The sequence below is a fragment of the Bacteroidota bacterium genome (assembly GCA_016213405.1).
GTDB lineage: Bacteria > Bacteroidota > Bacteroidia > Palsa-948 > Palsa-948 > Palsa-948.
Genome location: JACRAM010000049.1, coordinates 49,853 through 72,743, shown reverse-complemented (window position 1 = coordinate 72,743; position 22,891 = coordinate 49,853). Strand labels below are relative to the sequence as shown.

The following is a 22,891-nucleotide window of genomic DNA, read 5'->3' as shown; positions in this document are numbered from 1 at the left end:
AAAAGAATTCTTGTCGGGATACTATTCCTATTGCTTAGTTACCCGCTCTTTTATTATTCATATAAATTCTGTCTCCCAGATTTTGGTGGGAAGGATTTTTTTGCATATTATTTGCTATATAAAGATTGGGATTTTAGTAAAGTAGACAGTCCATTTAATATGCGACTTATCAGTTGTTTTTTCATTTTCCTCATGAATAAAAGCAGTTTACATTATGATACAGAAACTGTTTTCTCAAAATGCTATCCAGATTTTGATCAGCAGGTTTTTTTTAATGCAACTTTATTTAACTATATCTGTGTTGTTATTACATGCATTGGTATTTACCGCATAGTTCGTCAAGTTGCTAATAATGAATTATACGCTTTCATATTTGGCAGCATTTATTTATTTGGTTTTGGGACACTTTTTTTCTCTTTAAAACCTTTAACTGAAGCTTGCGGAATTTTATTGCTTGCTTATGCTTTTTATCATTATGTTAAGCAAAGCAATTATATCTACATATTTCTTTTGCTGTCTATTTTTCAGCGCGAATACACGTTTTTCGCGTTTGGAATAATATCACTTATAGATTATTATTTTTTAAGAAAAAGATACTACTTGTTTGTTTTTGTTTCCTCAGTTTTCTTTTTTTTCATTTATTTTGTACTGCGAAAAACATTCTTCTTTACGCCTCATTACGAATTTCAAACATCCCTTAAAACCTTTTTGAATTCTATTATTTATCCTGATATGGATTGGATTTCATTTTTAAAACAATCGCTTCTTATTTCAAATATTCTCATCATATATTTTCTCGCACTTGTGTATAAAAAATATAAACGTATGCAAATCAATTGGAGGCATTTATTAATAACTATAGTACTGCTCATTCATGTTTTACTTATGTGTATTATGGCTAAGTTCGGTAATAATGCAGGAAGATATTTTTATTATACCGCTCCCATTATTATTTTTTATCTTTCAATTGAAATGAAACCATTACTCAGAAATTATTTACGATTTGATGAATAATGTTTGAAGGTCGGATAAATAAAATTATTGTTTTCTTTATTTATATTTCTGTTTTTGTTAATTCGTATGTTTTTACGAAAGAACCAGCAGAAATTTATCTGGGATACCTTGTTTTTGCTCTTTTGCTGCCGGTTTTTATGCTCAGGCATTCTTTCCCTAAGCATTTACTTGCAATTTTTTTCATATTACTTGTATCAGGAACAATTAATATTCTCCTTGACAATAATACATTTCCTTTTTTTCTTAAAATATATTTAGGACTTTTTTTTTCCTACCTTTTTTATTATTATGTGGTGGTGCAGTCAGAATATAATATTGAAAAACTTTTTCAACTTTATTTAATTGGATGTTATATCGTTTCCCTTATCGGAGTCGTACAGCTTGTTTCATATTTGGTAGGGTTCAAATACGGATACGATTACAGCTGGTTCTTAAATAAATGGGGTTTTATAGTAGGTGGAAATTTTGGAATCCGCATCAATTCAATTTTTGGCGAACCCACTTACTTCGGCACATGCGTTTCAGCCGGAATGTTTGTTTCAATTTACAATTTAATTGTAAAACGGCCGTATTATCTTTCTAAATTTCAAAGTGCTGTGATCGCTATTATTTATTGTTTGACATTTTCCGGAGTTGCATATACAGCCATATTTATTGCCATCATATTATTGCTTGTCAATTTCGGAGTTATCCGCTATATATTTATTTTTGTTCCTGTTTTGTTTGGAGCTTTTTTATATTTGTATAATAATGTGTATGAGTTTAGAACCAGATATGACAGCACGGTAGATATTTTTCTGACCGGGAAATTTTCTATCGGTAAAACACATGGCTCATCTATCATTCTTTATAATAATTATCGTGTTGCACTGGAAAATGTTTCACATAATTTTTTATTCGGAACTGGTTTAGGTTCGCATCCCATAGCGTTTGATAAATATTCCATCACTAAAAATATTGATGTGCATGGATTTGAACTTAATAGTGCCGATGCAAATTCAATGTTATTACGCCTGATTTCTGAAACAGGATTATTTGGGACAGCTCTTATGCTGATTATTACATTCAGATGTTTTATCAGACGCGTCAGAGATGGCACAAGAAATATACCTGAGTTCTATTGGATTATTTCAAGTGCGATTTTAGTAATGATTTTAATCAATCTTTTTAGACAAGGGCATTATTTCCTTAATGGATTTCCATTTTTTATATGGATGTATTATTATAATTATGTCAATTATAGAAAACATCTTGAGGAAGTCAAGGTCAAAGTTAATACTGAGAGTAATACTTCACAACTCTCCGTTCTTTAATGAAAATTTTATTTCTCTATACTGAGCTTTCAGAATATTTCTTAGCATGTATTAATGTTTTAAGAACAAAAAAAAATGTTGATATTCATATTGTTTGTCTGCCTGTCAATAAAGAAGCCCCCTTTATTTTCACTTTTTCAGAAAATATAAAGATATATATGAGGAATAATTTTGACAAAAAAAGTATTTATGAGATTGCAAAAGAAATTTCTCCTGACGCGATTTATTGCAGTGGCTGGATTGATAAAGACTATCTTTCTCTTTGTGGAAAGTTTAAAAACAAAATTCCTGTTATTCTTGGTTTTGACAATAAGTGGAAAGGAAGCATAAAGCAAAAACTAGCGTCATCATTTAGCGGAATTACTGTTCTAAAATATTTTTCTCACTGCTGGATTCCTGGCAAACCACAGTTAGAATTTGCAAAGCGTCTTGGATTTGACGAAAAAAATATTTTAAAAGGATTTTATTCATGCGATTATAATAAGTTCCACACACTATATTTAAAATTCAAAGAACACAAAGAAAAGAAATTTCCTCATCGTTTTATTTTCTCCGGACGATATACAGAATCGAAAGGAATACAAGATTTATGGAAGTCTTTCATTGAGATTCAAAATGAAACTCCATATGATTGGGAGTTATGGTGCCTTGGAACTGGAAGTATTAATCCCATTGTTCATCCTAAGATAAAACACTTCGGTTTTGTACAATCAAATAATATAGAAAAATTTATAGCAGAAGCTGGAGTTTTTGTTTTACCCAGTACATTTGAGCCATGGGGAGTTGCGGTGCATGAATTTGCTTCTGCCGGATTTCCGTTGATATGCAGCAGTGAAGTTGGCGCTGCCGATATTTTCCTGAGGGATGGAGAAAATGGTTTCTTATTCAAACCTGGAAATGTTTCTGATTTTAAAAAAGTAATGAAGAAAATATTTTCTCTCAGCGATGAACAATTATTTATCATGGGAGAAAAAAGTGTTGAACTTGCAAAACAAATCACTCCTGAGAAGTGGGCAGATACATTAATGTCAATTATTAAAAACTGATGTGCGGAATTAACGGCATATATGGGTTGAGTGATAGATTTAAGCAGGAAAGTATAATCCGAACGATGAATAAATGCCTTGCCCATCGTGGACCTGATGACGAAGGTTTTTTTTCAGATGATAAAATAGTTTTAGGTCATAAACGCCTTTCCATTATTGATTTATCCAACGCTGGTCATCAGCCAATGTTTTCAAATGACAAACGATATTGTATAATTCATAATGGAGAGATATACAATTTTAAAGAAATAAGAAACCAAATTAAAGATTATATTTTCAAAACGCAAAGCGATACTGAAGTTATTCTGGCATCTTATACAAAGTGGGGGAGTGAGTGTGTGAAATATTTTAATGGAATGTTTGCTTTTGCAGTCTGGGATAATATGAAGAGGGAGCTATTTATTGCAAGAGACAGATTTGGTATTAAGCCACTTTATTATTATGGAAAAAATGATTTACTTCTTTTCTCTTCTGAAATTCGTTCTTTACTTTCAAGTGGAATTGTTCTTAAGAAAGTAGATGAGAATTCATTAATTGATTACTTACGTTATCAGACAGTTCATGCTTCTAAAACGATTTTGAAGGAAGTTTTTATGCTGATGCCCGGGCATTCAATGACAGTGAAAGAAAATCAAGTTAGTATTGAATGCTATTGGAAACCTGAAGCAGCTATTGAAAATTCTGATTCATATCTTCAAATATGTAAAAGTGTGAATGAACTTCTCACTGCATCCGTTGAAAGAAGATTAGTTGCGGATGTTCCGTTTGGCGCATTTTTGTCAGGAGGAATTGATTCAAGCTCTATAGTTGGTTTGATGAGTAAGGTTTCAACGCAGAAAGTAAAAACATTTTCAGTTGTGTTTGATGAAAAGAAATTCAGTGAATCTGAATTTTCAAAGTTTATTGCAAAAAAATATAACACCGATCATCATGAAATTAAGCTCAACGTAAGTGATTTTGTAAATGAATTACCAAATGCACTGAATGCCATGGATCATCCGAGCGGTGACGGACCCAATACCTATGTTGTTTCTAAAGCAACCAAAAATGCTGGAATCACAATGGCTTTGTCGGGTTTAGGTGGTGATGAATTGTTTGCTGGCTATGATATTTTTAAAAGAAGTTTGAAATTAAAAAACTCTTCTATCAGAAAAATCTCTCAACCAATCAGGATGGCAGCAGGAAATTTTTTACACTCTGTAAAAAAAGATTCAGGTTCAAAAAAACTTTCAAAAATACTTGCTGGAGAAAAAATGTCATTTAATGAATTTTATCCTTTATCAAGGCAGGTACTCATGGATGATGTGATTGAAAAAATTACTTCAAAAAGTCATCTGCCTGAAAATATTGTTTCAACAATTATTTCAGCATTTGATGTCAATGAAAATGAATTTCTGCTTAGTAAAGTAAGTATAGCTGAAATTTCATCTTATATGGAGAATGTTTTATTACGCGATACTGACCAGATGAGTATGGCTCATGCTCTTGAAGTGCGTGTTCCTTTTCTTGATTACGAGTTGGTGAAATATGTTTTATCTGTTCCCGATAAATTCAAAAATCCAGTTACTCCCAAAAAATTGCTTGTAGATTCTCTTGATAATCTGCTTCCCCCGAAAATTGTCAATAGAAAAAAAATGGGCTTTACTTTACCATGGACGCATTGGATGAAGAATGAGCTTCAATCAATGTGTGAGCAAAACCTATTATCTCTATCGAGAAGAAAGTATTTTCATGAAAAGGAATTGCAAAAACTCTGGGCAAGATTCTTATCTGGCGATAAAGAAATAACATGGTCTCGCATCTGGCACTTAGTGGTGCTTGAACACTGGCTGAGCAAAAATGAAATTGATGATTAAAAAGAAAATTCTAGTATTTATTGACTGGTATCTTCCTGGTTTCAGAGCTGGTGGGCCCATTCGTTCTTGCGCCAATCTTATTGCCCATCTTTCTAGCGAATTTGAATTTTTTGTTGTTACAACCGATACGGATTACATGAGTAATTCTCCCTATGAATCGGTTAAAAAGAATGAGTGGAACAAATTAGTTGATGGCTCGAACACGTATTATATTTCTAAAGAAAATCTGAATGCTGAAACGATTAAGCGATTGATAATGGAAGTTGAAGCCGATTTTTATTATCTCAATGGAATGTATTCTTATTTATTTACCATTGTTCCGTTAAAAAATATTGTACGAAGGAAAAAAATAATTTTAGCAGTTCGTGGAATGCTTGCCCCAAGCGCCATTGCCATTAAATCTTTTAAGAAGAATATATATTTTACCTATGCAAAGATGATTGGATTGTTTGATGATGTGATTTTTCAAGCATCCTCTGTGGAAGAAAAAAGACAGATTGAAAAAATATTTTTCAAACAACAAATAAGAGTTGTTCCGAATCTTCCAAGAAAAAAAGCTTCTGCAAACAATCAAATGAAAAATAAACAATCAGGGAATGTGCACCTGTTGAATATTGCCCGTATAGCCCCTGAAAAAAATCTTTTATTCGCGTTAGAAGCACTAAAAAAAGTTAAAAGCATTGTTGTGTTTGATTTTTATGGACCGATTTACGATAACAATTACTGGGAGGAATGCAAAAAAGTAATTGCAAACCTGCCTTCGAATGTTCAGGCAACATATAATGGCGTTGCAGAAGGAGAACAGATTTTTAAACTCATGGAGAATTATCATTTCCTGTTCATGCCTTCATCCGGTGAAAATTTCGGACATATTATTCTTGAGGCAATGTCAGCCGGGCTTCCTGTCATTATCAGCGATAAAACTCCCTGGAGAAATCTTAAATCAAAAAAATCTGGATGGGATATTTCTCTTAGCAATCCTTCTCATTTTTCTGAAGTAATAGAGGAATGTTCTGCTATGACCCAGAATGAATATGAAATCATGTCTAAAGGAGCCGATGCTTTTGCTTCCGAGTTCATTCAGGACGAAGAAAAGGTAAATGCTAACAGACAATTGTTCTCCTAAAGTCTTACTTTTGCAGATGCTTAAAACGGATTTGTCAAAGTTTAATAATTCATGGTATAATCCCCGTGCGTCATGGATTACTCGTGTTATTTGGTATTGCATAAATGCTTGCATCATTAATTCTAACTGTCCGTTTAATTTTATCAAGATTTTTTTTCTTAGGATGTTTGGAGCGAAGGTTGGAAGTAATGTTGTTGTGAAACCGCGTGTGAATATTAAGTATCCGTGGAATGTTTCAATTGGCGATAACGTATGGATAGGAGAGAGGGTTTGGCTGGATAGTTTAGGAAAAATAAATATTGGTTCGAACAGTTGTATTTCTCAGGGTGCGATGCTTATCTGCGGAAATCATAATTATAAAAAATCTTCTTTTGATTTAATTGTTGGAGATATAATTTTAGAAGATGGAGTCTGGATTGGAACAGGAGCTATTGTTTGCGCTGGAGTTACCTGTCAGTCGCATGCTGTCCTTGCGGCTGGCTCTGTTGCTACAGATATACTGGAAGCATATTCTATTTATCAGGGGAATCCTGCTGCCAAAATAAAAGAAAGAATTCTTTCAGAATGAGTTTTTTTTCTTCTATAAAAAATGTAATTGGGAATTATTTTCTTTCGATGGAACTCCAGTCTATTCATCGGAACAAAACATTCATGAACTTGGAAGAAGCGAAAACAGTTGGGATTCTTTTTGACGCAACTGAAAGGGAGAACTTTGATTTAGTTAAAAAGTATATTGTTTATCTTAAAGACATGAAAAAGAGCGTGAAGGCAATTGGATTTTATAATCAGAAACAAACTCCTCCTATGGCATATTCAAAACTTGAGTATGATTTTTTTACCCTAAAAGATTTGAACTGGTATAATTTTCCGGATAACATTTATGTTCGGAATTTCATAGAAGACGAATATGATATTTTGCTCGACCTGAATATTTATGATTCATTCCCTCTTAAATATGTTTCAGCTGTATCAAAAGCAAAATTCAAAGTTGGTAAAAAGAGCGATAGAAATAGTTCTACCTTTGATTTGATGATTGATGCGGAAGCATCGAAAGGATTGAAATATTTTTTAAGAAACATCGACACTTATCTGTCCATTATAAATAAAAAACACGATAAAATAATTGTTGAGCAATGAGCAAGTACAGTAAATTCAGAGGGACAGGTGTTGCGCTTGTTACCCCTTTTCATAAAGATGGAGCTATTGATTTTAAATCTCTCGGAAAAGTTATTGACCATATTATATCGGGAGGAGTTGAATATATGGTTTCATTGGGAACAACCGGAGAAACCCCTGTGCTCAGCAAAGAAGAAAAGAAATCTCTTGTAAAATATACTGTTGAACATGTAAACAAGCGAGTTCCTGTAGTTGTTGGAATTGGCGGAAACAATACCCGTGAAGTAATAGATACTTTCAAGCAATATGATTTGAAAGGAGTAGATGCCATTCTTTCTGTTTCCCCCTATTACAACAAACCGAATCAACGAGGAATTATTGAACACTATAAAGCAATTGGAAATGCATGCCCGCTTCCCATGATAGTTTACAATGTTCCGGGAAGAACCTGTTCTAACATCACTGCTGAAACAACATTACAACTTGCTGAAGAGGTGAAAAATATTTTCGCTGTGAAAGAAGCATCAGGAAACTTTGATCAGATAATGAAACTCATCAAATACAAACCAAAAGATTTTCTGGTGATATCCGGAGATGATTTGATTACACTTCCTATTCTTGCCTCAGGCGGAGATGGAGTTATTTCAGTTATTGCAAATGCTTTCCCAAAAGAATTTTCTGAAATGGTTCGGATGGCGATTGCCGGGAATTATTCCAAAGCGCAAGTGCTGCATTATAAACTTGACGAATTTACACGCCTTATTTTTTCGGATGGAAGTCCTGCTGGAGTGAAATGTTTGATGGAGATGATGAAGATATGCTCTGCACATGTCCGTCTTCCGCTGGTAAATGTAAATTCTCAGGTTGCAAAATCTCTCGCGGAACATCTCATATCGCTGAAGTGAATTTTCTCAACAAGAAAAGTCTTAGTACTGATTTGTAAAAAAAAAACATACTTTTGTCTGCTTTTTGGACCGGTAGTTCAGCTGGTTAGAATGCTTCCCTGTCACGGAAGAGGTCGCGGGTTCGAATCCCGTCCGGTCCGCAAAACAAAGTTTTATGCCATGAAATACATCTCACTTCTTCTGTTATCTACAGTTTGTTTTTTTGCATGCAAACAATCTAAAGAAGAAGTAAAATCAGCATTGCCCAAACCATCCGGAAGTTGTTCCTATTCACGGGATGAAAAAGACCCTGTGGGAAGGAGAATCAGGATGGTGGATGAACAAAAGTTTATATTATTAGAATTTACTGATAGTGCAACAAGAGAGGCGTACAAGAATGAGGATTTTTTCAAAGGGTATTTAAGCTGTATGAATGTGGATTCAATATTAGGCATCTATTTTCGGTTTAACATTCATTCAGACGATGCGTTTCAATACTACGGAATGATAAAGAAAGGCAATAAGATTGTTTTTATTTTGAAGTCTGGCAAAGCGGTAGAACTTCCTTTTGGTGCAACATTTAGCGGGAATACAGATCTTTCTAAAGAATTTACAGAGTATTCTTCTTTTGCTTACCTGCCTAAAAATGCCTCGGAATTGCTTCAGTCTGAAGAATTGCAACGGGTGAGAATTTTCTGGTCAAAAAAAGATGAAGAATATGTTGTTGCGAATCCCAATGTATTTATTAACCAACTGCCTTGCGTAAAGTAGCGGGGTTTCTTAATTTTTTGGTCAGTTAGCTTCTGCTGTTATTCTCTTGTCAGTTTATTAAGGCACCGCATGAATGCATCGCGCATACCTTCAAATTGAGCTTCTCTGCCGAAGTTACTGTCATCATGAGCCTCGTTAATTGCCGAGGAGAGATGTTCTACTTGACCATTTAACCAAGTAACAAAATCGTGTAGTTTTTCTGGATTCATTGTTTGTTGTTTATTTGGCGTTTGAGACTTCATTTGCCTTCTCGTTTTTGTACGTTATTGTGCCTAAAAAGGTTTCTATTTATCAATTATTTAGACGACTCACTCAATTTGTTAGACAAACCCTCACAACTTACATTCCAAACATCAAATAGTGGCTACCAATGGTTCTTTTTCATTTATCACATTTTTATAATGCTCATACCTTGAAAGGATTTCGCGGACATAATTATAGGGCTCTTCGCCACGGCAATAGCCGCATCGCACAACCGGATCGTTATAATACAGCGGTTTTGATTTAAGGAGGATGAATTTCTCCACGTTATTATACCACAAGTCAGGGTTCTTCCCGAATTTTTTTGCAAGATTTCTTGCGTCAATAATATGCCCTAATCCTACGTTGTAGGATGCAAGAATAAACTTAATCCGTTCCTCTTTATTTGAAATTAATTTCGACCAGTAATTATCCAGTTTGATGATATGCCTTGTTCCTGCATCAATGCTTTGAATAGGCGTTGCCCCGCAGGTATCAATTCCGTAAATCTCAGCCGTGGAAGGAATCATCTGCATGAGCCCGCAGGCGCCAGCCCACGATTCAGCATTGGGGTTGAATTTTGATTCCTGATAAATCATCGAAGCAAGCAAGCGCCAGTCCCATCCGATTTCTTTGCTGTAAGCAATTATCATATCATCGTAGGGAGAAATTTTATTTCCTCCGAAAGAAGAGAACTGGCTTTCATTTCTTTGCCCAGCGCCTTTAGGATTTCTGAAATATTTGTTGTACAGAACCGCGTAGTCAGAAGTGGTTTTCTGATTTTGTATCCAGCTGTTTAATTCAGAAAGCAGAAGAGGAGATTTTTTATTTACAGCCCAGGCAATCTTCTGGGGAAAACTGATGGCTGTTTTTATATCTATCTGCGGATAATAGGTTTGATTTACCATGGCCACATTTTCATCGGCAATGGTGTAGGGTATTTTTCCGCTTGCCACCATTGCAATTAATTCTTCCGTTGTGATTTCACCTGGAACTTCAGTGATATTTATTTTTGAAGCTATTTCTTCCTGAAGGTTCACCAGGCGGGAATAGAAGGATGAACTTTTTCTTACATAAACATTCTTTCCTGACAAATCAATGGCTGTGCGGACAAGATTCCCGCTGAGCTTTTCTGCATTCATGTTCTGCCATCCTTTTGGTTTTTTTTGAACAAGAACCTGCCTTGTATAAATCAGTGGCTCAGAGAAATTAACTTTTTTCATCCGTTCTTCTGTCACTGTCAGGTTTGCGCAAACAATATCCGCTTCACCTTTTCTTAGCTGCTCAAGAATTTCATTCATATTCTTAGCCATAATGATTTTTAGCTCCACATTCAGACTCTTGGCGAACAATTGAAGCAGTTCGTATTCATAACCCATCGGCTCTCCTTTATATATAAAATAGCTGGTGGAACTATTGTCGGTAAGCGCAACCAATTTTTTTCTGGTGAGAATCTGAGGAATATCAATGGCGTTTTTGAGAGAATCTGAATCAGCAGAGGAATCATTAACATGGCTGCAAATGGGAGAGTTAATAATTCCGAGCGAGAGAAGACAAAATCCAACTATTTTTAGAGCGTAATGATGATGCATAGAGTCTGCATTTAAATTATTTTACGGATTAAATCCGATAGGTTACAAAACTTTTGACGAACTGGTCATAATGTTGGACGGTTAAAGCAATATTTTAGATGAATGATATGTTTGAAGAATTCGTAAAAAAATTATCTGCTGAAATAAAAAAGGATTTGCCGGGGTTTTCTGCTCAGAAATTAATGGCTCCACTTGGCAGAACTCCGCCTGGTGAATATTTGAAAGAAAACGTTGTTCCTAAAAAAAGCGCAGTTCTTATTTTGCTCTATCCCGATGTAAGAAAATTTTCTCCTAAAACAGTGCTGATTCTTCGCCCGGAAAATGAGGGGGGCAATCATGCCGGGCAGGTTTCTTTTCCCGGAGGCGGGTATGATGACTCTGATATAGATTTATCTGAAACAGCTCTCAGAGAAACGGAAGAAGAAATAGGTGTAAACAGAAGATCTGTTTCGCTGCTGGGAGCATTAACACCGCTTTATATTCCGGTGAGCAATTATCTGGTGCATCCCTTTGTTGGCATCTGCCATATAAAACCTGTATTCAAAATTCAGCCCCTTGAAGTAGAAGATTTGCTGGAGTGCGATGCAGAAGAATTTCTTTCTCCAAAAAATAAAAGCGCCATCCTCAAACATATCAAAGTGAAAAATAAGAAAATGAAAGTTCCCTGTTACCATATCAACGGAAAAATAATCTGGGGAGCAACCGCAATGATAATTGCCGAGCTTGAAGAAATTATAAAAAGAATTGTAACGGAAAGATAAGTACTACAAGTCCTTCCCTTCGGGAAGGATTTAGGATGGGCTTCTTATTTCTTTTTCAACTCGCCAATGCTGTTGTCAAAGCAAACATAGTAGCCGCCTTTTTGCAGGTTGGCAATATCCACTCTTGTTCCATATCCTTTTTTCACCACGCTTCCGTAATAATCATACACCTCATACAATGTTCCGCAGGTGAAATCAATCTGCTTGCTGCTTTTGGAGGTGGAAAAAATGCACCGGGGAGTGCTGGAAACTATTTTTACTTCAGCAGAATATTTTGCCTGGTAGCCAACTTGCTTCAGCCGGAATTTATTTTCTCCCGAGTGAAGCGCTGTAACCAAAAATTTATAATCGTGTTCGCCAGGAGTTCCTACGCCCTGAATTTCTCCCACATTCACCCATTTGTTCCAGCGGAACTGTTCAACAATATAGGGGAGCGAGCCGCCTTCGTTTTTTGCCGTCCAGGTAATAAGTCCATCGTTTGTCATTTTCATGGCTGTTACTTCAAACGTAGGAATGGGTTTCAGCGCATCCGGATTTAAAACACGCGGGGGAGTGCATCCATCTCTGTGAAAAATTTTTATGGTAATATCTTGCCCGTATTTTAACTGCAGTTGTGACAGGTCGATTTCAAATGCAGTTGAATTCACTTCATCGTTGGTTAATTTTCCATTCACATAAACAGCATATGCGCAAAAACCTACTCCTGCCTGAGAGTAAGCATTTTGGATATAGATGTTTTTGTTTTGATATTTTCCTTCAACAACAATAGTTCCCGCCTGAGAAAACAGGAAACAAATTGATAAGGATGCCAACAAAAATGAACGCTTCATTATTATATGTTTCTTATTTGCGACAAAAATATAGAATTTATCTTGACATAAGCAAGTTTAGCCCAAGAAATTATTAACGGAGAAACCCCCTTATCTGATTATCATAGGGGAAGAACTCAAAAACAACGTGGTTTTAGATGGATAACTATCTTAGCCGAATAATGCAGGTTCAGCAAAATCATATTAAAAAAGATTTAACCCCGAACATCATGTTTGTGGATATGAATTCTTTTTTTGCAACCTGCGAACAACAGGTGAATTTTTATCTGCGGAACCGCCCCGTTGCGGTGTGTGTTTATACCGGAAAATACGGTTGCGTGATTGCGCCTTCCATTGAAGCAAAGAAAAAAGGGATCAAACTCGGAGTACGCCTGAACGAAGCGATGAAGATTTGCCCTGAATTAATTCCTCTTGAAACACACCCCAACCGCTACCGTGAATTTCATAAGCAGATAATGAAGGTTTTGAAAAAATATTCTGAAGAAGTGATTCCGAAAAGCATTGACGAGGCGGTGATAAATTTTAGTTCTTACAAATTAGTCCATAAAGATTTGGTTCAAGTGGCAAAGCAAATTAAGGAAGACATTAGAAATGAAGTAGGGGATTATATGAAATGCTCCATCGGAATTGCTCCAAACGCTTTCCTTGCAAAACTGGGTTCTGATATTCAGAAACCTGATGGACTGACAGTGATTTCTCCTGATAACATTGACGAAGTGCTGAGCAAACTTACCTTGACCGATTTGCCCGGCATCGCCAAAGCCATGGCAATGAAACTGAAACTTGCCGGAATACATACACCGCTTCAGCTGCGCCACATGCCTGTTGAAAAATTAAAAACCGCCTGCAACAGCATTGTCGGGATTTACTGGCACTACCGCCTTAATTTTTCTGAAGTTGATTTTTCAACCCACGATTACAAAAGCATGCAGGCGATGAGGCAGATATCCGCCTCGCAGCGAAAAAATGTGAAAATGCTGGATGACTTGCTCGTATCGCTCTGCACCACGCTTGAAAAAAGAATGGTGAAGCAGGAAGTGTATGCGAAAGATGTGATGTTCACTGCCCGGTATGAGAATGGTGTTTATTACAAAGAGAGTTTTAACTGCGACAAAAATCCTGTTCAGGATGCCATGAAAATGGTTCTGCTTATAAAAAACCGCATGGAACATTTTCAGAAAGCCAATCACTGCGAACCCGTCATCAACACGCAGATGAGCATGATGGGCGTGAATGTTTTTAACTTTATCCCTGACTGCGCGCTGCAATACGATATGTTTGAAAACAATGTTCAGCAGCACCATTTGAGAAAAACTATGTACGATATAAAAAACAAATTCGGAAACGACAGCATCCAGAAAGCCGCTGAACTGCATGAAGTGGAAGTTTACAAAGATGCCATCGGATTCGGTTCAGTAAAACATCTGTATTAATATGAAGGAAACAATTGGAATAGTAGGTTCAGGAGCGATGGGAAGCGGCATTGCCCAGGTGGCGGCAGCGGCAGGACACAAAGTGATTTTGTTTGACAGCGATTCATTCGCGCTTGAGCGGGCAAAAGCAAATCTTGATGCCACGCTGAAAAAATTAACAGAGAAAGGAAAAATATCTGCCGATGAAGCAAAAAATATTTTCTCCGGAATTCATTTTGCCCTGTCGCTTTCTGATTTCAGGCATTGCGGGCTTGTCATCGAAGCCATAGTTGAGAATCTTGAAGTGAAGCAGAAGGTTTTTTCCGACATGGAGAAAATCGTGTACGGCAACTGCGTGCTGGCATCCAACACTTCTTCGCTCTCCATTACTTCCATCGCCTCCGCCTGCGCCAAACCCGAAAGAGTGATAGGCATTCATTTTTTCAATCCTGCTCCCGTCATGCCATTGGTAGAGATCATCCCCGGCATTTCTTCCGATAAAAACATTGCACCGAAGATAAAGCTGTTGATGGAATCGTGGGAAAAAACTCCTGTGATAGCGAAAGATACTCCGGGGTTTATTGTGAACCGTGTGGCACGTCCGTTTTACGGGGAAGCAATACGGATCTATGAAGAAGGATTAGCTGACTTTTCTACTATTGATGGAGCGATGAAAGAACTGGGTGGATTTAAAATGGGACCCTTCGAGTTGATGGACATGATTGGCAACGATATCAATTACACGGTGACCGAAACAATCTGGAAACAATTTTTCTTTGACCCCAAATATAAACCATCACTCACGCAGCGGCTCCTCTTTGAAGCAAAACATTTCGGAAAAAAATCGGGCAGGGGTTATTACAATTATGAAGCCCCACCCCAACCCTCTCCGTTAGCGAGGGAGAAAGTAATACAAGTCCTCCCCAATGGGGAGGATTCCCGCCTGCCGGACGGGCAGGTAGGTGGGGCTATATTTTTTCGCATACTTGTAATGCTCATTAATGAGGCGGCAGATGCCTTGTATTACGGAGTTGCCACCAAAGAAGACATTGATCTTGCCATGACAAAGGGCGTGAATTATCCCAAAGGGCTTTTACACTGGGCAGATGAATTGGGAATTGACAAAGTTCTCACAGGACTTGAAAATTTATATTCCGAATATGCCGAAGACCGCTATCGCCCCAGCGTGATGCTGAAGAAAATGGTGAAAGAAGGGAAGAAGAAATTCCATTAGTAACCCCATATTATGGGCATTTAAAGGCTAAGACATACTGGAGAATATATTAAGAAGTCGCTTAACTGCCTCAAAGCAAGAATGCCGAAATGACTAAAGATTATTGACTAATGAAGAAAATAATTTACATACTTATCTATTATTTCCCGAAGGAACTCCTCCTGTTGTTCGGAGCATTATTCATTATTCATTCGTTTTCCTTTTCACAAAACCGGAATATTGATTCTCTCCGGAAAGTGCTTGCTGCCATGCCTCAGGAAGATACTAATAAGGTAAACCTTCTCAACCAGATTTGCTGGAATTACCTGCCTGTGGATATCGGCAAATCAAAAAACTATTGTGAAGAATCAATTCAACTTGCCGAAAAACTCAATTACAAAAAAGGACTTTCGAGAAGTGTGATATTAATGTCAAACATATATTTTAACATGGGCAATTATGAAAAAAGTCTTGAAATGAATCTTCGCGGATTGAAAATCAGAGAAGAGATTGGAGATGAGCACGGAGTGGCGGGCGCTTATGGGAATATCGGTGCTGTTTATGCGATGATGAACCAAATTGATAAAGCCCTTGAATACAATCTCAAATCTCTTGCAAAGTTCAGAGAATTATTTTCCAAAAAGCCGAATGACGATGACAGGTTTGATATTGCACAATGTTTACTTAGCATAGGAGATATTTATAAACCTAAGAAAAAATATAATGAAGCCATCAAATGTTTTCAGGAAGCATTGACTTCTTTTGAAAAACTGGAACACCAGCCGAGTATTGCTGCTTGTCTTTGGGAAATGGGCGATATCTATTATCGTATGAATGATACCAAACAAGCGATTGATTTTAACTTAAAGGCATTGAATATTTATAGTGTAGAGAGCGATAAGCAAGGACTCTCCAATGTATATCTGAACCTTTCAACTATATATATGTCGGCAGGCGAGTATGAAAAAGCAATTGAATATGCGGACAGTAGTTTAGCTGCTGCAAAAGAAATTTCATTTAACGATAATGTTAAGGCAGCTTATGAACTTCTTTCCCGTCTGCATGAAAAGAAAGGAGAATATCAGAAAGCGTATGAATATCATAAATTATATTCCGATACAAAAGACAGTTTGCTCAATGAAGAATCCAGCAAGCAGATCACTGAAATGCAAACCAAGTATGAAACAGAGAAAAAAGAACAGCAGATAACATTGTTGAATAAAGAAGGTGAATTACAGAAATCAGAAGTTAAAAGACAGAAGATAATAATATGGTCAGTGGTCAGTGGTCTGTTGATAGTTGTATTACTTTCTCTGTTCATTATAAAAGAGAGAAGAAAGAGCGAAAAACTTCTTCTGAATATTCTTCCTGCCGAAACCGCGAGAGAACTTAAAGCAAACGGAAAAGCCACAGCAATGCATTACGAAAGCGTCACCGTAATGTTCACTGACTTCAAAGGATTCACAAACATTGCTGAAAAACTTTCTGCAGAAGAGTTAGTCAGTGAGCTGGATTTTCTTTTCAAGAAGTTTGATGAAATAATTTCCAGGTACCCCATCGAGAAAATAAAAACTATCGGAGATGCTTACATGTGCGCTGGAGGATTGCCCACTGCTAATTCAGCCAATGCAATGGATGTTGTGAAAGCAGCGATGGAAATTCAGGAGTGGATGATGAATGGTTATCGGTTATCGGTGAACGGTAATCAGTCAAATACCAGTAACCGATTACCGATTACTGGCAGTTAAGAATCGGCATTCACACCGGTCCCGTTACTGCGGGTGTAGTAGGTGACAAAAAATTCGCTTATGACATTTGGGGGGATACGGTGAACACCGCTTCACGCATGGAATCATCAGGCGAAGCAGGAAAGATTAATATTTCTGAAGCAACCCATAACCTCCTCCTAACCTCCTCCAAAGGAGGAGGAACATCATTAGATTTTATTTATAGAGGAGAAGTTGAGGCAAAGAATAAAGGAAAAATAAAAATGTATTTTGTTGAAAATAAAAATGGTTCTCTCCCCTTTGGGGAGAGTTAGAGAGGGGCTTTCCCCGCCAAGAACAAAGGAGAAATAGAAATGTATTTTGTAGAAAAAATGTGAGCGGCTAATACTTATCCTTTCTGGTCACTACCGCATTGCTTCCCTGAAATTTAAAGCCCCATCCTTCACTTTCAGGAAAAATAATCGGAAGATATCTTTTGTAAAGATTTGTTCGAGCGGTTGCACCTTCATCGGGTTCTCCTTCACGTGCTATGCCCGTAAATTCATATATCATCACTTTTGAATGTTCAGTCATAAATATTCGGATTACCTGCACAAGCGTTGCCATCACTCGGTAAACTTCTCCTTTATTGGTTTCCACATATTCTTCACCTTCATATTCATCGTTGATTACTCCAAAGACAATCGTAGCATGAAGGATGTTGTCTTTTCTTCTTCCGAAACGGACTTCATATTTTACTCCGCTGTCGGTGGTGAAAAAATAAACTCCTGCCGAAGGAATTGCAGGAGAAATAATAGCGAATGATTTTGTCAGACCTTCGTTCATAAAAATCTTCGAAAAACGAATTTATACGAAAGTACGAAAGTAGAAAGAATGGAATCATAGAAGAATGGAAATCCAACATTCCACCTTTTCGTATTTTTCGTAATGTTTCGCGTTTCGAGGATTTCCTACCTTTGACTAAATCTTTAAAACCAAATACTATGAATTGTTCACCAACTATCTGTATTGCCCTTCTGCTGCTGTCACTTTCGGCAGGAATGTGGCTTCTTTACAAAACACAAAAAGAAAACCTCAACACTTTTTTTAAAGTGGTTGCCTGGTTTGTTATTGTTGTATCATTTTGTTCTATGGTCTGCTGTACTATGCGCTGCGTCATGCATTGTGCCATGAAGCAGGAATGCAAGGAAATGGGAATGGGAGAATGTGAAATGGGAATGGGAAAAGGAATGTGCATGATGGGAGGAATGGAGAAACACATGATGATGATGAGAGGAGGCGAATGTGAAATGGGAGGAGGCAAATGCTGCGGCATGTGCAAAGAAGGAAAAGAAGAATGTGAAGAAGGCGAAGGAGAATGCATGGAAGGAAAAGAAGGAAAAATGGACGGTTGCAAGAAAGGAAAAGAGAAATGTGATATGAAGATGATGAAGGATTCTGTTGTTGTGAAGAAATAATTTTCAAGGAACGATAACTTTCAGCGATAGAGGATTAATCTTTATCCTGAGTTCATTGCCCATATTGTATGGCTCTCCGTCAATATGGGCAATTGTTTTTTCCTGGCGGATAGTAACTTCTTTCACTTTAATTATCTCTACAAACTTTGAACGGTGAATGGAATGCGTGAACAGGCGGGCAGCCATCAGCGGGAAATTTCTAAAAGGGAAATCTTTTACCACACATAAATCCAGCAGTCCGTCATCGTTTTCTGCATGAGGAGCAATCACCGCGTTGTTTCCCCACTGTGTTCCGTTGCAGATGTCAATGATGAAAAAGAAGCCCCTCCTATGTCCTCCCCATTGGGGAGGATTTGCAGAACTTATCTCCCCTCCTAATGGGAGGGGTTGGGGGAGGGCATCAATCTCACACATCTGTGATTTATATTTCAAGGAATCGCGCACGGCTATCTTGAGGTAATTTCTGAAGCCGCGCTTTTTGAATTTGGAAAATTCGTGAGCGATGTGCGCGGCAAAACCAATTCCTGCAGCATTAATTACTGTTTCATCATTTACTTTGAAGGTGTCAATGGTTGTAACTTTATGTTGATTGATGACCTGCATGGCTTTCTCCAGGTTCATAGGAATATCTAAATGTCTTGCCGTTCCGTTTCCTGAACCGCAGGGAAGAATAGCAAGCGCTGGTCGGGATTTTAAATCCCGACCGACATCCACTAAACTTCTTCCCACTTCATTCACAGAGCCATCACCGCCTACCGCCACAATGATTTCAAAATTTTCTTCTGCGCCCTGTTTGCTCAGTTCAATAGCATGTTTTGATGCTTTCGTGTAAGCAAGTTCATAATCGAAAATAGTCCTGTTTAGTCTTTCGTCAATCAATCTTTCAACAGTTCTGTGCCTGCCAACACCAGAGATGGGATTAATTATGAAAAGAATTTTTTTCTTCATTTTATTAATACAGATTCAGACGAATAAAAACACAGATGCAAACGGATGCAAACTTATACATCCGTCTGAATCTTTTTTAATCCGTCTGCATCTTCATTCAGTAAGTTTGTTGGCAATCATTGCGTGATGATAGGTCTGTATAATTGCTTTCAGTTTTGCTTCCATTGAAACTTCAAAAGTTTTAAAAACTTTTGAAGTTTGCTCATGAAGGTTATTTTTCAGAAGTGAATCGGTTTTGTAATTGTACAAAGCGATTGTTTTTCTTCCGTCAAACTGCAAAAGATAATCATTCTGAAAAATCTGGTAAACATCATTAATGAAATTTACAGCATAGCCCGTTTGAATTGTATCAAGCGCATTGTTTCCAAATGAAAAAAAGGATGAATTGTAATTCAGGTAATTCAAAATAGTTGGCATGATGTCAATCTGCTGGGTGACTTTGTGATTTATTCCTTTGAAAGAACTGTTGTGTTGGTAAAAGACAATTGGAATTTCAAAACCTCCAGCGCTGTTGCTGTAAACATTATCTTCCGATGGACCTGCATGGTCAGCCGTGATGACAAACAGCGTGCTGTCAAACCATTTTTCTTTTGAAGCGGATTCAAAAAACTTTTTCAGCGAGTAATCAGCGTACTGCACGCTCTTTAAAATCGGAAGTTCACCTCCTGTGAATTGCGTTTGATATTTTTCAGGAATTGTAAACGGATGATGCGAAGTAAGAGAAAACAATGCCGCAAGAAAGGGTTGCTTCATCCGGCTCACATTCTTTTCAGCATATTGCAGGAACGGCTCATCCCAGATTCCCCAATCGCCATCATAATCTTTATCATTGTTGTATTCATATCTGCCATAGTATTTATCAAATCCTGCTGAACCGCAAAAAGCATCAAAGCCCATAGTGCCGTTGGTTCCTCCGTGAAAAAATGCGGACGAATATCCTTTGCTTCTTAATGTGTTTGAAAGAGAGTTGAAGCGATTGCCACAGTAAGTTGAAGTAATAAAGGATTCGTTCATAAGTGCGGGCAGGCTGGCAAGCACAGCCGGAATTCCTTCAATCGATTTTTTCCCATTAGCAAATGCATTGTCAAACACCATGCTTTCATTCATCAAAGAATCGAGAAAAGGAGTGTAACTTTTTTTTCCTCCGAGAGAAGTATATTCTTTGGAAAAACTTTCCATGATGAGGATAAATACATTTGATGATGGTTGATGGCTAATGGTTAATGGTTGATGGATAGGATTAAAATGTTTAAGAAGTTCTTCTTCCGGAAAATATTTCTTATCTTCAAGTTCTTCCAGTCCGTAGCTTTTAATGATAGAGAAAGGAGTATTGATAATGAGCGGAATATTTTTTGCCGAAACATATTCCGATGCGTTGATGGTCATGATGGGGCGCATCTGTAATCCTCCTCTGAAGCCGATAATCATTATCCCGATTAACGCAGAATTCAGAATAATCCAGGAAATCAATCTCGCAATTAGTTGGGAGTTGGGAGTTCGGAGTTGGGAGTTGAATCCAGTATTACTTTCTCCCGAACTCCGAACTCCGAACTTTGTTGTTTTATTATACAGCCATGAAATAAATATAATCAGCGTTGCTGCAATCAATACCACATACCAGAAATCTTTTATGTATTGTGGAAGCAGGGAAGAAATATCAGAGCCAAGCCCAAACAAATCAAAAAAATCTGAGGTAGTCCGCTTGAGTGTGAATTTGTAATATTCAAGGTCAACGCAATCGGCAAGAATGGCGATTCCGTTTACGGTCAGGAAAACAGTTTTTAAAACCAGTTGATACCACTTCTTTTTTGTAAAACCAAATGGAATAATGTGCAGAAGCGTGAACGGAACATTCATCAATACTAAAGCAGAAACATCAAACCTCAATCCGAAAAACAAAATGGATAGAAAATCTCCCACCGATACATCAGAGAAATAATGGTAATTGAAAAGATAGAAAAGTGTTTTGCAGATAGGGTAGGTGAGCAGCGCAATGGAAAGACGAATGAGCAGGAGTTGTATTTCCTTTAGAGTAACCTTCATATCAGGAAATAAAGATACGAACTTGCTGTGCGCTGGATGAAAATAAAAAACCCCCTGTGGTTAGCAGAGGGTTTTTGAAAAAGCATTATAAATAATTAATTAAACCATTCGTAATCATCAGCAGTACCTCCTCCTGTAACATTCACATCTGTAAAATGAAGAGTAAATTTTGTCCCAGTAACAGTGCCAGTTCCTTGGAATGTATGTGTTTCGCTAGCAGAGCCAATACCAGTTGGTGATTGAGAAGGTAATGTAATAGAGCCGCTTGCATCAATGGTAGCAAAAATCCCAGCGTTGTTAGAATAGTTAGCAAACTTGTTAAAATGAATTTTGTTATTAGTTGAATTATCAAATGTAACTGTTTGCGGAAAAGTTGTATTTGGCGGGAGAGCAACAATAGAGTCTTTAACAGTGTAGCTTACTCCGCTTGAAAGATAAGTTCCAGCTAAAGTCATACTAGCTTGATTGTACACAGTAACAGTTCTGGTTGCAGTATTGGAATTTCCAGCTGCGTCTGTGGCAGTATAAGTAATGGTATATACACCGACATAATTGAGATTAGGATTAGTGCTGCTCCAGTCAGAAGATGCAGTGATTGTTCCATCTTCATCGTCTTCTGCAGTAGCGCCAGGGTCAGTAGTTGCTGATTGCAAAGAAACACTCATTGAAGCACTGCCGGTTAATGTAACAACCGGAGGAGTGGTGTCTTCTTTTTTACATCCTGTCATCCAGATAATGCCTGCTGTGAAAAGAACAGCGGCAGCGAGAAATAATTGTTTTTTCATTGTAATTGTTTTTTGGTTTAGGTTATTTTTAAAAAATTCGTTTGCATCTGCGTTCAGCCGACAAAAGTAGAATATTTCCTGAATAGAGAAATAATAAATATTAACATGTGGAGAGGTATAGGGTATAAGGCGAAAAGTCCCAAGTCCAAAATTTCAAATTCCAAGTTACAAGGAACAGCTGATGCTGGCTGCTTGTTGTGACTTAATACTTGGTACTTGTCCGAAGGACTCCTTCGGAGGGACTTGAGACTTGAGGATTTGCTTTTCCTTATACCCCTTACCTTATACCCAACACCTAAATATTTTTTCAAAAACCCTTGCGCATATCAAAATAAATATACTTTTGCATCGGTTAACCAAAAACAAAACAATTAATAGTACTATGAAAAAACTACTCACACTCGTTATTGCTGCTGGAATGTTTACATTCTACGCTTGCGGACCTAGCAAAGCTGAACTTGAAGCAAAAGAAAAAGCCAAGCAGGATTCAATTCACATGGCTGATTCTGTTGCTGCTGCTGAAGCTGCTGCCAAAGCCGCTGCTGAAGCTGCTGCTGCTGCTGAAGCTGAAGCAAAAGCAAAAGCTGCTGCTGATTCAACTCGCGTAGCTGATTCTACAGCTGCTGCCGCTAAGAAAGGTGGAAAGCCAAAGACCATCGAGCAGAAAAAGAAAGAAGAAGCTAAAAAAGCTACAGGAGGTAGAGGCTAATTCATCAGCAAATGAAAAAAGAAAAGGGATGCAAATGCGTCCCTTTTT

The 22,891-nt window shown here is 37.3% G+C and carries 21 protein-coding genes, 1 tRNA gene and 2 pseudogenes; 17 read left to right on the top strand and 7 right to left on the bottom strand.

Going from position 1 to position 22,891, the window contains the following annotated elements:
• Positions 1-192: 192 nt before the first annotated feature.
• The 10 genes from HY841_05115 to HY841_05070 all read left to right on the top strand — a co-directional run bounded on the left by HY841_05115 (position 193) and on the right by HY841_05070 (position 9,126).
• Positions 193-1,014: an EpsG family protein gene (locus HY841_05115; GenBank protein ID MBI4930121.1), complete on the top strand. Its 822-nt coding sequence runs from the start codon at positions 193-195 to the stop codon at positions 1,012-1,014.
• Positions 1,014-2,327: a hypothetical protein gene (locus HY841_05110; GenBank protein ID MBI4930120.1), complete on the top strand. Its 1,314-nt coding sequence runs from the start codon at positions 1,014-1,016 to the stop codon at positions 2,325-2,327. The genes HY841_05115 and HY841_05110 overlap by 1 nt, the downstream gene beginning before the upstream one ends.
• A 158-nt stretch (positions 2,328-2,485) precedes the next feature.
• Positions 2,486-3,373, top strand: a complete 888-nt coding sequence (locus HY841_05105) for a glycosyltransferase (GenBank protein MBI4930119.1) — start codon at positions 2,486-2,488, stop codon at positions 3,371-3,373.
• Positions 3,373-5,229 (top strand): asparagine synthase (glutamine-hydrolyzing), encoded by a 1,857-nt coding sequence (gene asnB / locus HY841_05100; GenBank protein MBI4930118.1) that lies wholly within the window; start codon positions 3,373-3,375, stop codon positions 5,227-5,229. Before HY841_05105 ends, asnB begins: the two co-directional genes overlap by 1 nt.
• On the top strand, positions 5,222-6,355 hold the full coding sequence (locus tag HY841_05095) for a glycosyltransferase (protein ID MBI4930117.1): 1,134 nt from the start codon (positions 5,222-5,224) through the stop codon (positions 6,353-6,355). Before asnB ends, HY841_05095 begins: the two co-directional genes overlap by 8 nt.
• A gap of 16 nt (positions 6,356-6,371) precedes the next feature.
• Positions 6,372-6,923, top strand: a complete 552-nt coding sequence (gene wcaF, locus HY841_05090) for a colanic acid biosynthesis acetyltransferase WcaF (protein ID MBI4930116.1) — start codon at positions 6,372-6,374, stop codon at positions 6,921-6,923.
• Positions 6,920-7,492, top strand: a complete 573-nt coding sequence (locus tag HY841_05085; GenBank protein ID MBI4930115.1) for a hypothetical protein — start codon at positions 6,920-6,922, stop codon at positions 7,490-7,492. The genes wcaF and HY841_05085 overlap by 4 nt, the downstream gene beginning before the upstream one ends.
• Positions 7,489-8,376 carry a 4-hydroxy-tetrahydrodipicolinate synthase gene (locus tag HY841_05080; protein MBI4930114.1) on the top strand — a complete coding sequence of 296 codons (888 nt, stop codon included), beginning with the start codon at positions 7,489-7,491 and terminating at the stop codon, positions 8,374-8,376. Before HY841_05085 ends, HY841_05080 begins: the two co-directional genes overlap by 4 nt.
• Positions 8,377-8,442: 66 nt before the next feature.
• Positions 8,443-8,516: transfer RNA gene (locus HY841_05075), tRNA-Asp, on the top strand.
• A gap of 19 nt (positions 8,517-8,535) precedes the next feature.
• Complete coding sequence (locus HY841_05070) at positions 8,536-9,126, top strand: hypothetical protein (protein ID MBI4930113.1); 591 nt, start codon at positions 8,536-8,538, stop codon at positions 9,124-9,126.
• Positions 9,127-9,164: 38 nt separating this feature from the next.
• Here the strand turns inward: HY841_05070 and HY841_05065 are convergent, their stop codons facing one another.
• Positions 9,165-9,368, bottom strand: a complete 204-nt coding sequence (locus tag HY841_05065; protein ID MBI4930112.1) for a hypothetical protein — start codon at positions 9,366-9,368, stop codon at positions 9,165-9,167.
• A gap of 111 nt (positions 9,369-9,479) precedes the next feature.
• Positions 9,480-10,958, bottom strand: a complete 1,479-nt coding sequence (locus tag HY841_05060) for a transporter substrate-binding domain-containing protein (GenBank protein MBI4930111.1) — start codon at positions 10,956-10,958, stop codon at positions 9,480-9,482.
• A 107-nt stretch (positions 10,959-11,065) separates the two neighbouring features.
• Between HY841_05060 and HY841_05055 the strand changes: the two genes are divergently transcribed.
• Positions 11,066-11,719, top strand: a complete 654-nt coding sequence (locus HY841_05055) for a CoA pyrophosphatase (GenBank protein MBI4930110.1) — start codon at positions 11,066-11,068, stop codon at positions 11,717-11,719.
• A 44-nt stretch (positions 11,720-11,763) separates the two neighbouring features.
• Here the strand turns inward: HY841_05055 and HY841_05050 are convergent, their stop codons facing one another.
• Positions 11,764-12,549 carry a hypothetical protein gene (locus HY841_05050; GenBank protein ID MBI4930109.1) on the bottom strand — a complete coding sequence of 262 codons (786 nt, stop codon included), beginning with the start codon at positions 12,547-12,549 and terminating at the stop codon, positions 11,764-11,766.
• A gap of 161 nt (positions 12,550-12,710) precedes the next feature.
• On the opposite strand from HY841_05050, the gene HY841_05045 reads away from it, so the two are divergent.
• From HY841_05045 to HY841_05030, 4 genes and pseudogenes are all read left to right on the top strand, one after another.
• Positions 12,711-13,982, top strand: a complete 1,272-nt coding sequence (locus HY841_05045) for a DNA polymerase IV (GenBank protein ID MBI4930108.1) — start codon at positions 12,711-12,713, stop codon at positions 13,980-13,982.
• Position 13,983: 1 nt separating this feature from the next.
• Positions 13,984-15,195: a 3-hydroxybutyryl-CoA dehydrogenase gene (locus HY841_05040; protein ID MBI4930107.1), complete on the top strand. Its 1,212-nt coding sequence runs from the start codon at positions 13,984-13,986 to the stop codon at positions 15,193-15,195.
• Between the two features lie 110 nt (positions 15,196-15,305).
• Positions 15,306-16,280 (top strand): annotated as a pseudogene (locus HY841_05035) (tetratricopeptide repeat protein).
• 60 nt (positions 16,281-16,340) lie between these two features.
• Positions 16,341-17,215 (top strand): annotated as a pseudogene (locus HY841_05030) (adenylate/guanylate cyclase domain-containing protein).
• 67 nt (positions 17,216-17,282) lie between these two features.
• Here HY841_05030 and HY841_05025 read toward each other — a convergent pair.
• Positions 17,283-17,726: a hypothetical protein gene (locus tag HY841_05025; GenBank protein MBI4930106.1), complete on the bottom strand. Its 444-nt coding sequence runs from the start codon at positions 17,724-17,726 to the stop codon at positions 17,283-17,285.
• Positions 17,727-17,884: 158 nt separating this feature from the next.
• Here HY841_05025 and HY841_05020 point away from each other — a divergent pair, with 158 nt between their 5' ends.
• Complete coding sequence (locus HY841_05020) at positions 17,885-18,358, top strand: hypothetical protein (GenBank protein MBI4930105.1); 474 nt, start codon at positions 17,885-17,887, stop codon at positions 18,356-18,358.
• Positions 18,359-18,361: 3 nt separating this feature from the next.
• Here HY841_05020 and HY841_05015 read toward each other — a convergent pair whose 3' ends face one another.
• From HY841_05015 to HY841_05005, 3 genes are all read right to left on the bottom strand, one after another.
• Positions 18,362-19,306, bottom strand: a complete 945-nt coding sequence (locus HY841_05015; GenBank protein ID MBI4930104.1) for a YegS/Rv2252/BmrU family lipid kinase — start codon at positions 19,304-19,306, stop codon at positions 18,362-18,364.
• A 93-nt stretch (positions 19,307-19,399) separates the two neighbouring features.
• Positions 19,400-21,349, bottom strand: a complete 1,950-nt coding sequence (locus tag HY841_05010) for a sulfatase-like hydrolase/transferase (GenBank protein ID MBI4930103.1) — start codon at positions 21,347-21,349, stop codon at positions 19,400-19,402.
• 95 nt (positions 21,350-21,444) lie between these two features.
• Complete coding sequence (locus HY841_05005) at positions 21,445-22,134, bottom strand: DUF5011 domain-containing protein (GenBank protein MBI4930102.1); 690 nt, start codon at positions 22,132-22,134, stop codon at positions 21,445-21,447.
• 382 nt (positions 22,135-22,516) lie between these two features.
• On the opposite strand from HY841_05005, the gene HY841_05000 reads away from it, so the two are divergent.
• Positions 22,517-22,843 (top strand): hypothetical protein, encoded by a 327-nt coding sequence (locus tag HY841_05000; GenBank protein ID MBI4930101.1) that lies wholly within the window; start codon positions 22,517-22,519, stop codon positions 22,841-22,843.
• The last annotated feature ends 48 nt before the right edge of the window (positions 22,844-22,891 follow it).

What these genes read in the sequence shown, in the direction of transcription:
- HY841_05050 (MBI4930109.1), bottom strand. Translation starts at nt 12,549, where the DNA reads ATGAAGCGTTCATTTTTGTTGGCATCCTTATCAATTTGTTTCCTGTTT.
- HY841_05000 (MBI4930101.1), top strand. Translation starts at nt 22,517, where the DNA reads ATGAAAAAACTACTCACACTCGTTATTGCTGCTGGAATGTTTACATTC.
- HY841_05095 (MBI4930117.1), top strand. Translation starts at nt 5,222, where the DNA reads ATGATTAAAAAGAAAATTCTAGTATTTATTGACTGGTATCTTCCTGGT.
- HY841_05055 (MBI4930110.1), top strand. Translation starts at nt 11,066, where the DNA reads ATGTTTGAAGAATTCGTAAAAAAATTATCTGCTGAAATAAAAAAGGAT.
- wcaF (MBI4930116.1), top strand. Translation starts at nt 6,372, where the DNA reads ATGCTTAAAACGGATTTGTCAAAGTTTAATAATTCATGGTATAATCCC.
- HY841_05105 (MBI4930119.1), top strand. Translation starts at nt 2,486, where the DNA reads ATGAGGAATAATTTTGACAAAAAAAGTATTTATGAGATTGCAAAAGAA.
- HY841_05045 (MBI4930108.1), top strand. Translation starts at nt 12,711, where the DNA reads ATGCAGGTTCAGCAAAATCATATTAAAAAAGATTTAACCCCGAACATC.
- HY841_05115 (MBI4930121.1), top strand. Translation starts at nt 193, where the DNA reads ATGAATAAAAGCAGTTTACATTATGATACAGAAACTGTTTTCTCAAAA.
- HY841_05010 (MBI4930103.1), bottom strand. Translation starts at nt 21,349, where the DNA reads ATGAAGGTTACTCTAAAGGAAATACAACTCCTGCTCATTCGTCTTTCC.
- asnB (MBI4930118.1), top strand. Translation starts at nt 3,373, where the DNA reads ATGTGCGGAATTAACGGCATATATGGGTTGAGTGATAGATTTAAGCAG.
- HY841_05085 (MBI4930115.1), top strand. Translation starts at nt 6,920, where the DNA reads ATGAGTTTTTTTTCTTCTATAAAAAATGTAATTGGGAATTATTTTCTT.
- HY841_05005 (MBI4930102.1), bottom strand. Translation starts at nt 22,134, where the DNA reads ATGAAAAAACAATTATTTCTCGCTGCCGCTGTTCTTTTCACAGCAGGC.
- HY841_05020 (MBI4930105.1), top strand. Translation starts at nt 17,885, where the DNA reads ATGAATTGTTCACCAACTATCTGTATTGCCCTTCTGCTGCTGTCACTT.
- HY841_05080 (MBI4930114.1), top strand. Translation starts at nt 7,489, where the DNA reads ATGAGCAAGTACAGTAAATTCAGAGGGACAGGTGTTGCGCTTGTTACC.
- HY841_05070 (MBI4930113.1), top strand. Translation starts at nt 8,536, where the DNA reads ATGAAATACATCTCACTTCTTCTGTTATCTACAGTTTGTTTTTTTGCA.
- HY841_05015 (MBI4930104.1), bottom strand. Translation starts at nt 19,306, where the DNA reads ATGAAGAAAAAAATTCTTTTCATAATTAATCCCATCTCTGGTGTTGGC.
- HY841_05025 (MBI4930106.1), bottom strand. Translation starts at nt 17,726, where the DNA reads ATGAACGAAGGTCTGACAAAATCATTCGCTATTATTTCTCCTGCAATT.
- HY841_05060 (MBI4930111.1), bottom strand. Translation starts at nt 10,958, where the DNA reads ATGCATCATCATTACGCTCTAAAAATAGTTGGATTTTGTCTTCTCTCG.
- HY841_05065 (MBI4930112.1), bottom strand. Translation starts at nt 9,368, where the DNA reads ATGAAGTCTCAAACGCCAAATAAACAACAAACAATGAATCCAGAAAAA.
- HY841_05040 (MBI4930107.1), top strand. Translation starts at nt 13,984, where the DNA reads ATGAAGGAAACAATTGGAATAGTAGGTTCAGGAGCGATGGGAAGCGGC.
- HY841_05110 (MBI4930120.1), top strand. Translation starts at nt 1,014, where the DNA reads ATGTTTGAAGGTCGGATAAATAAAATTATTGTTTTCTTTATTTATATT.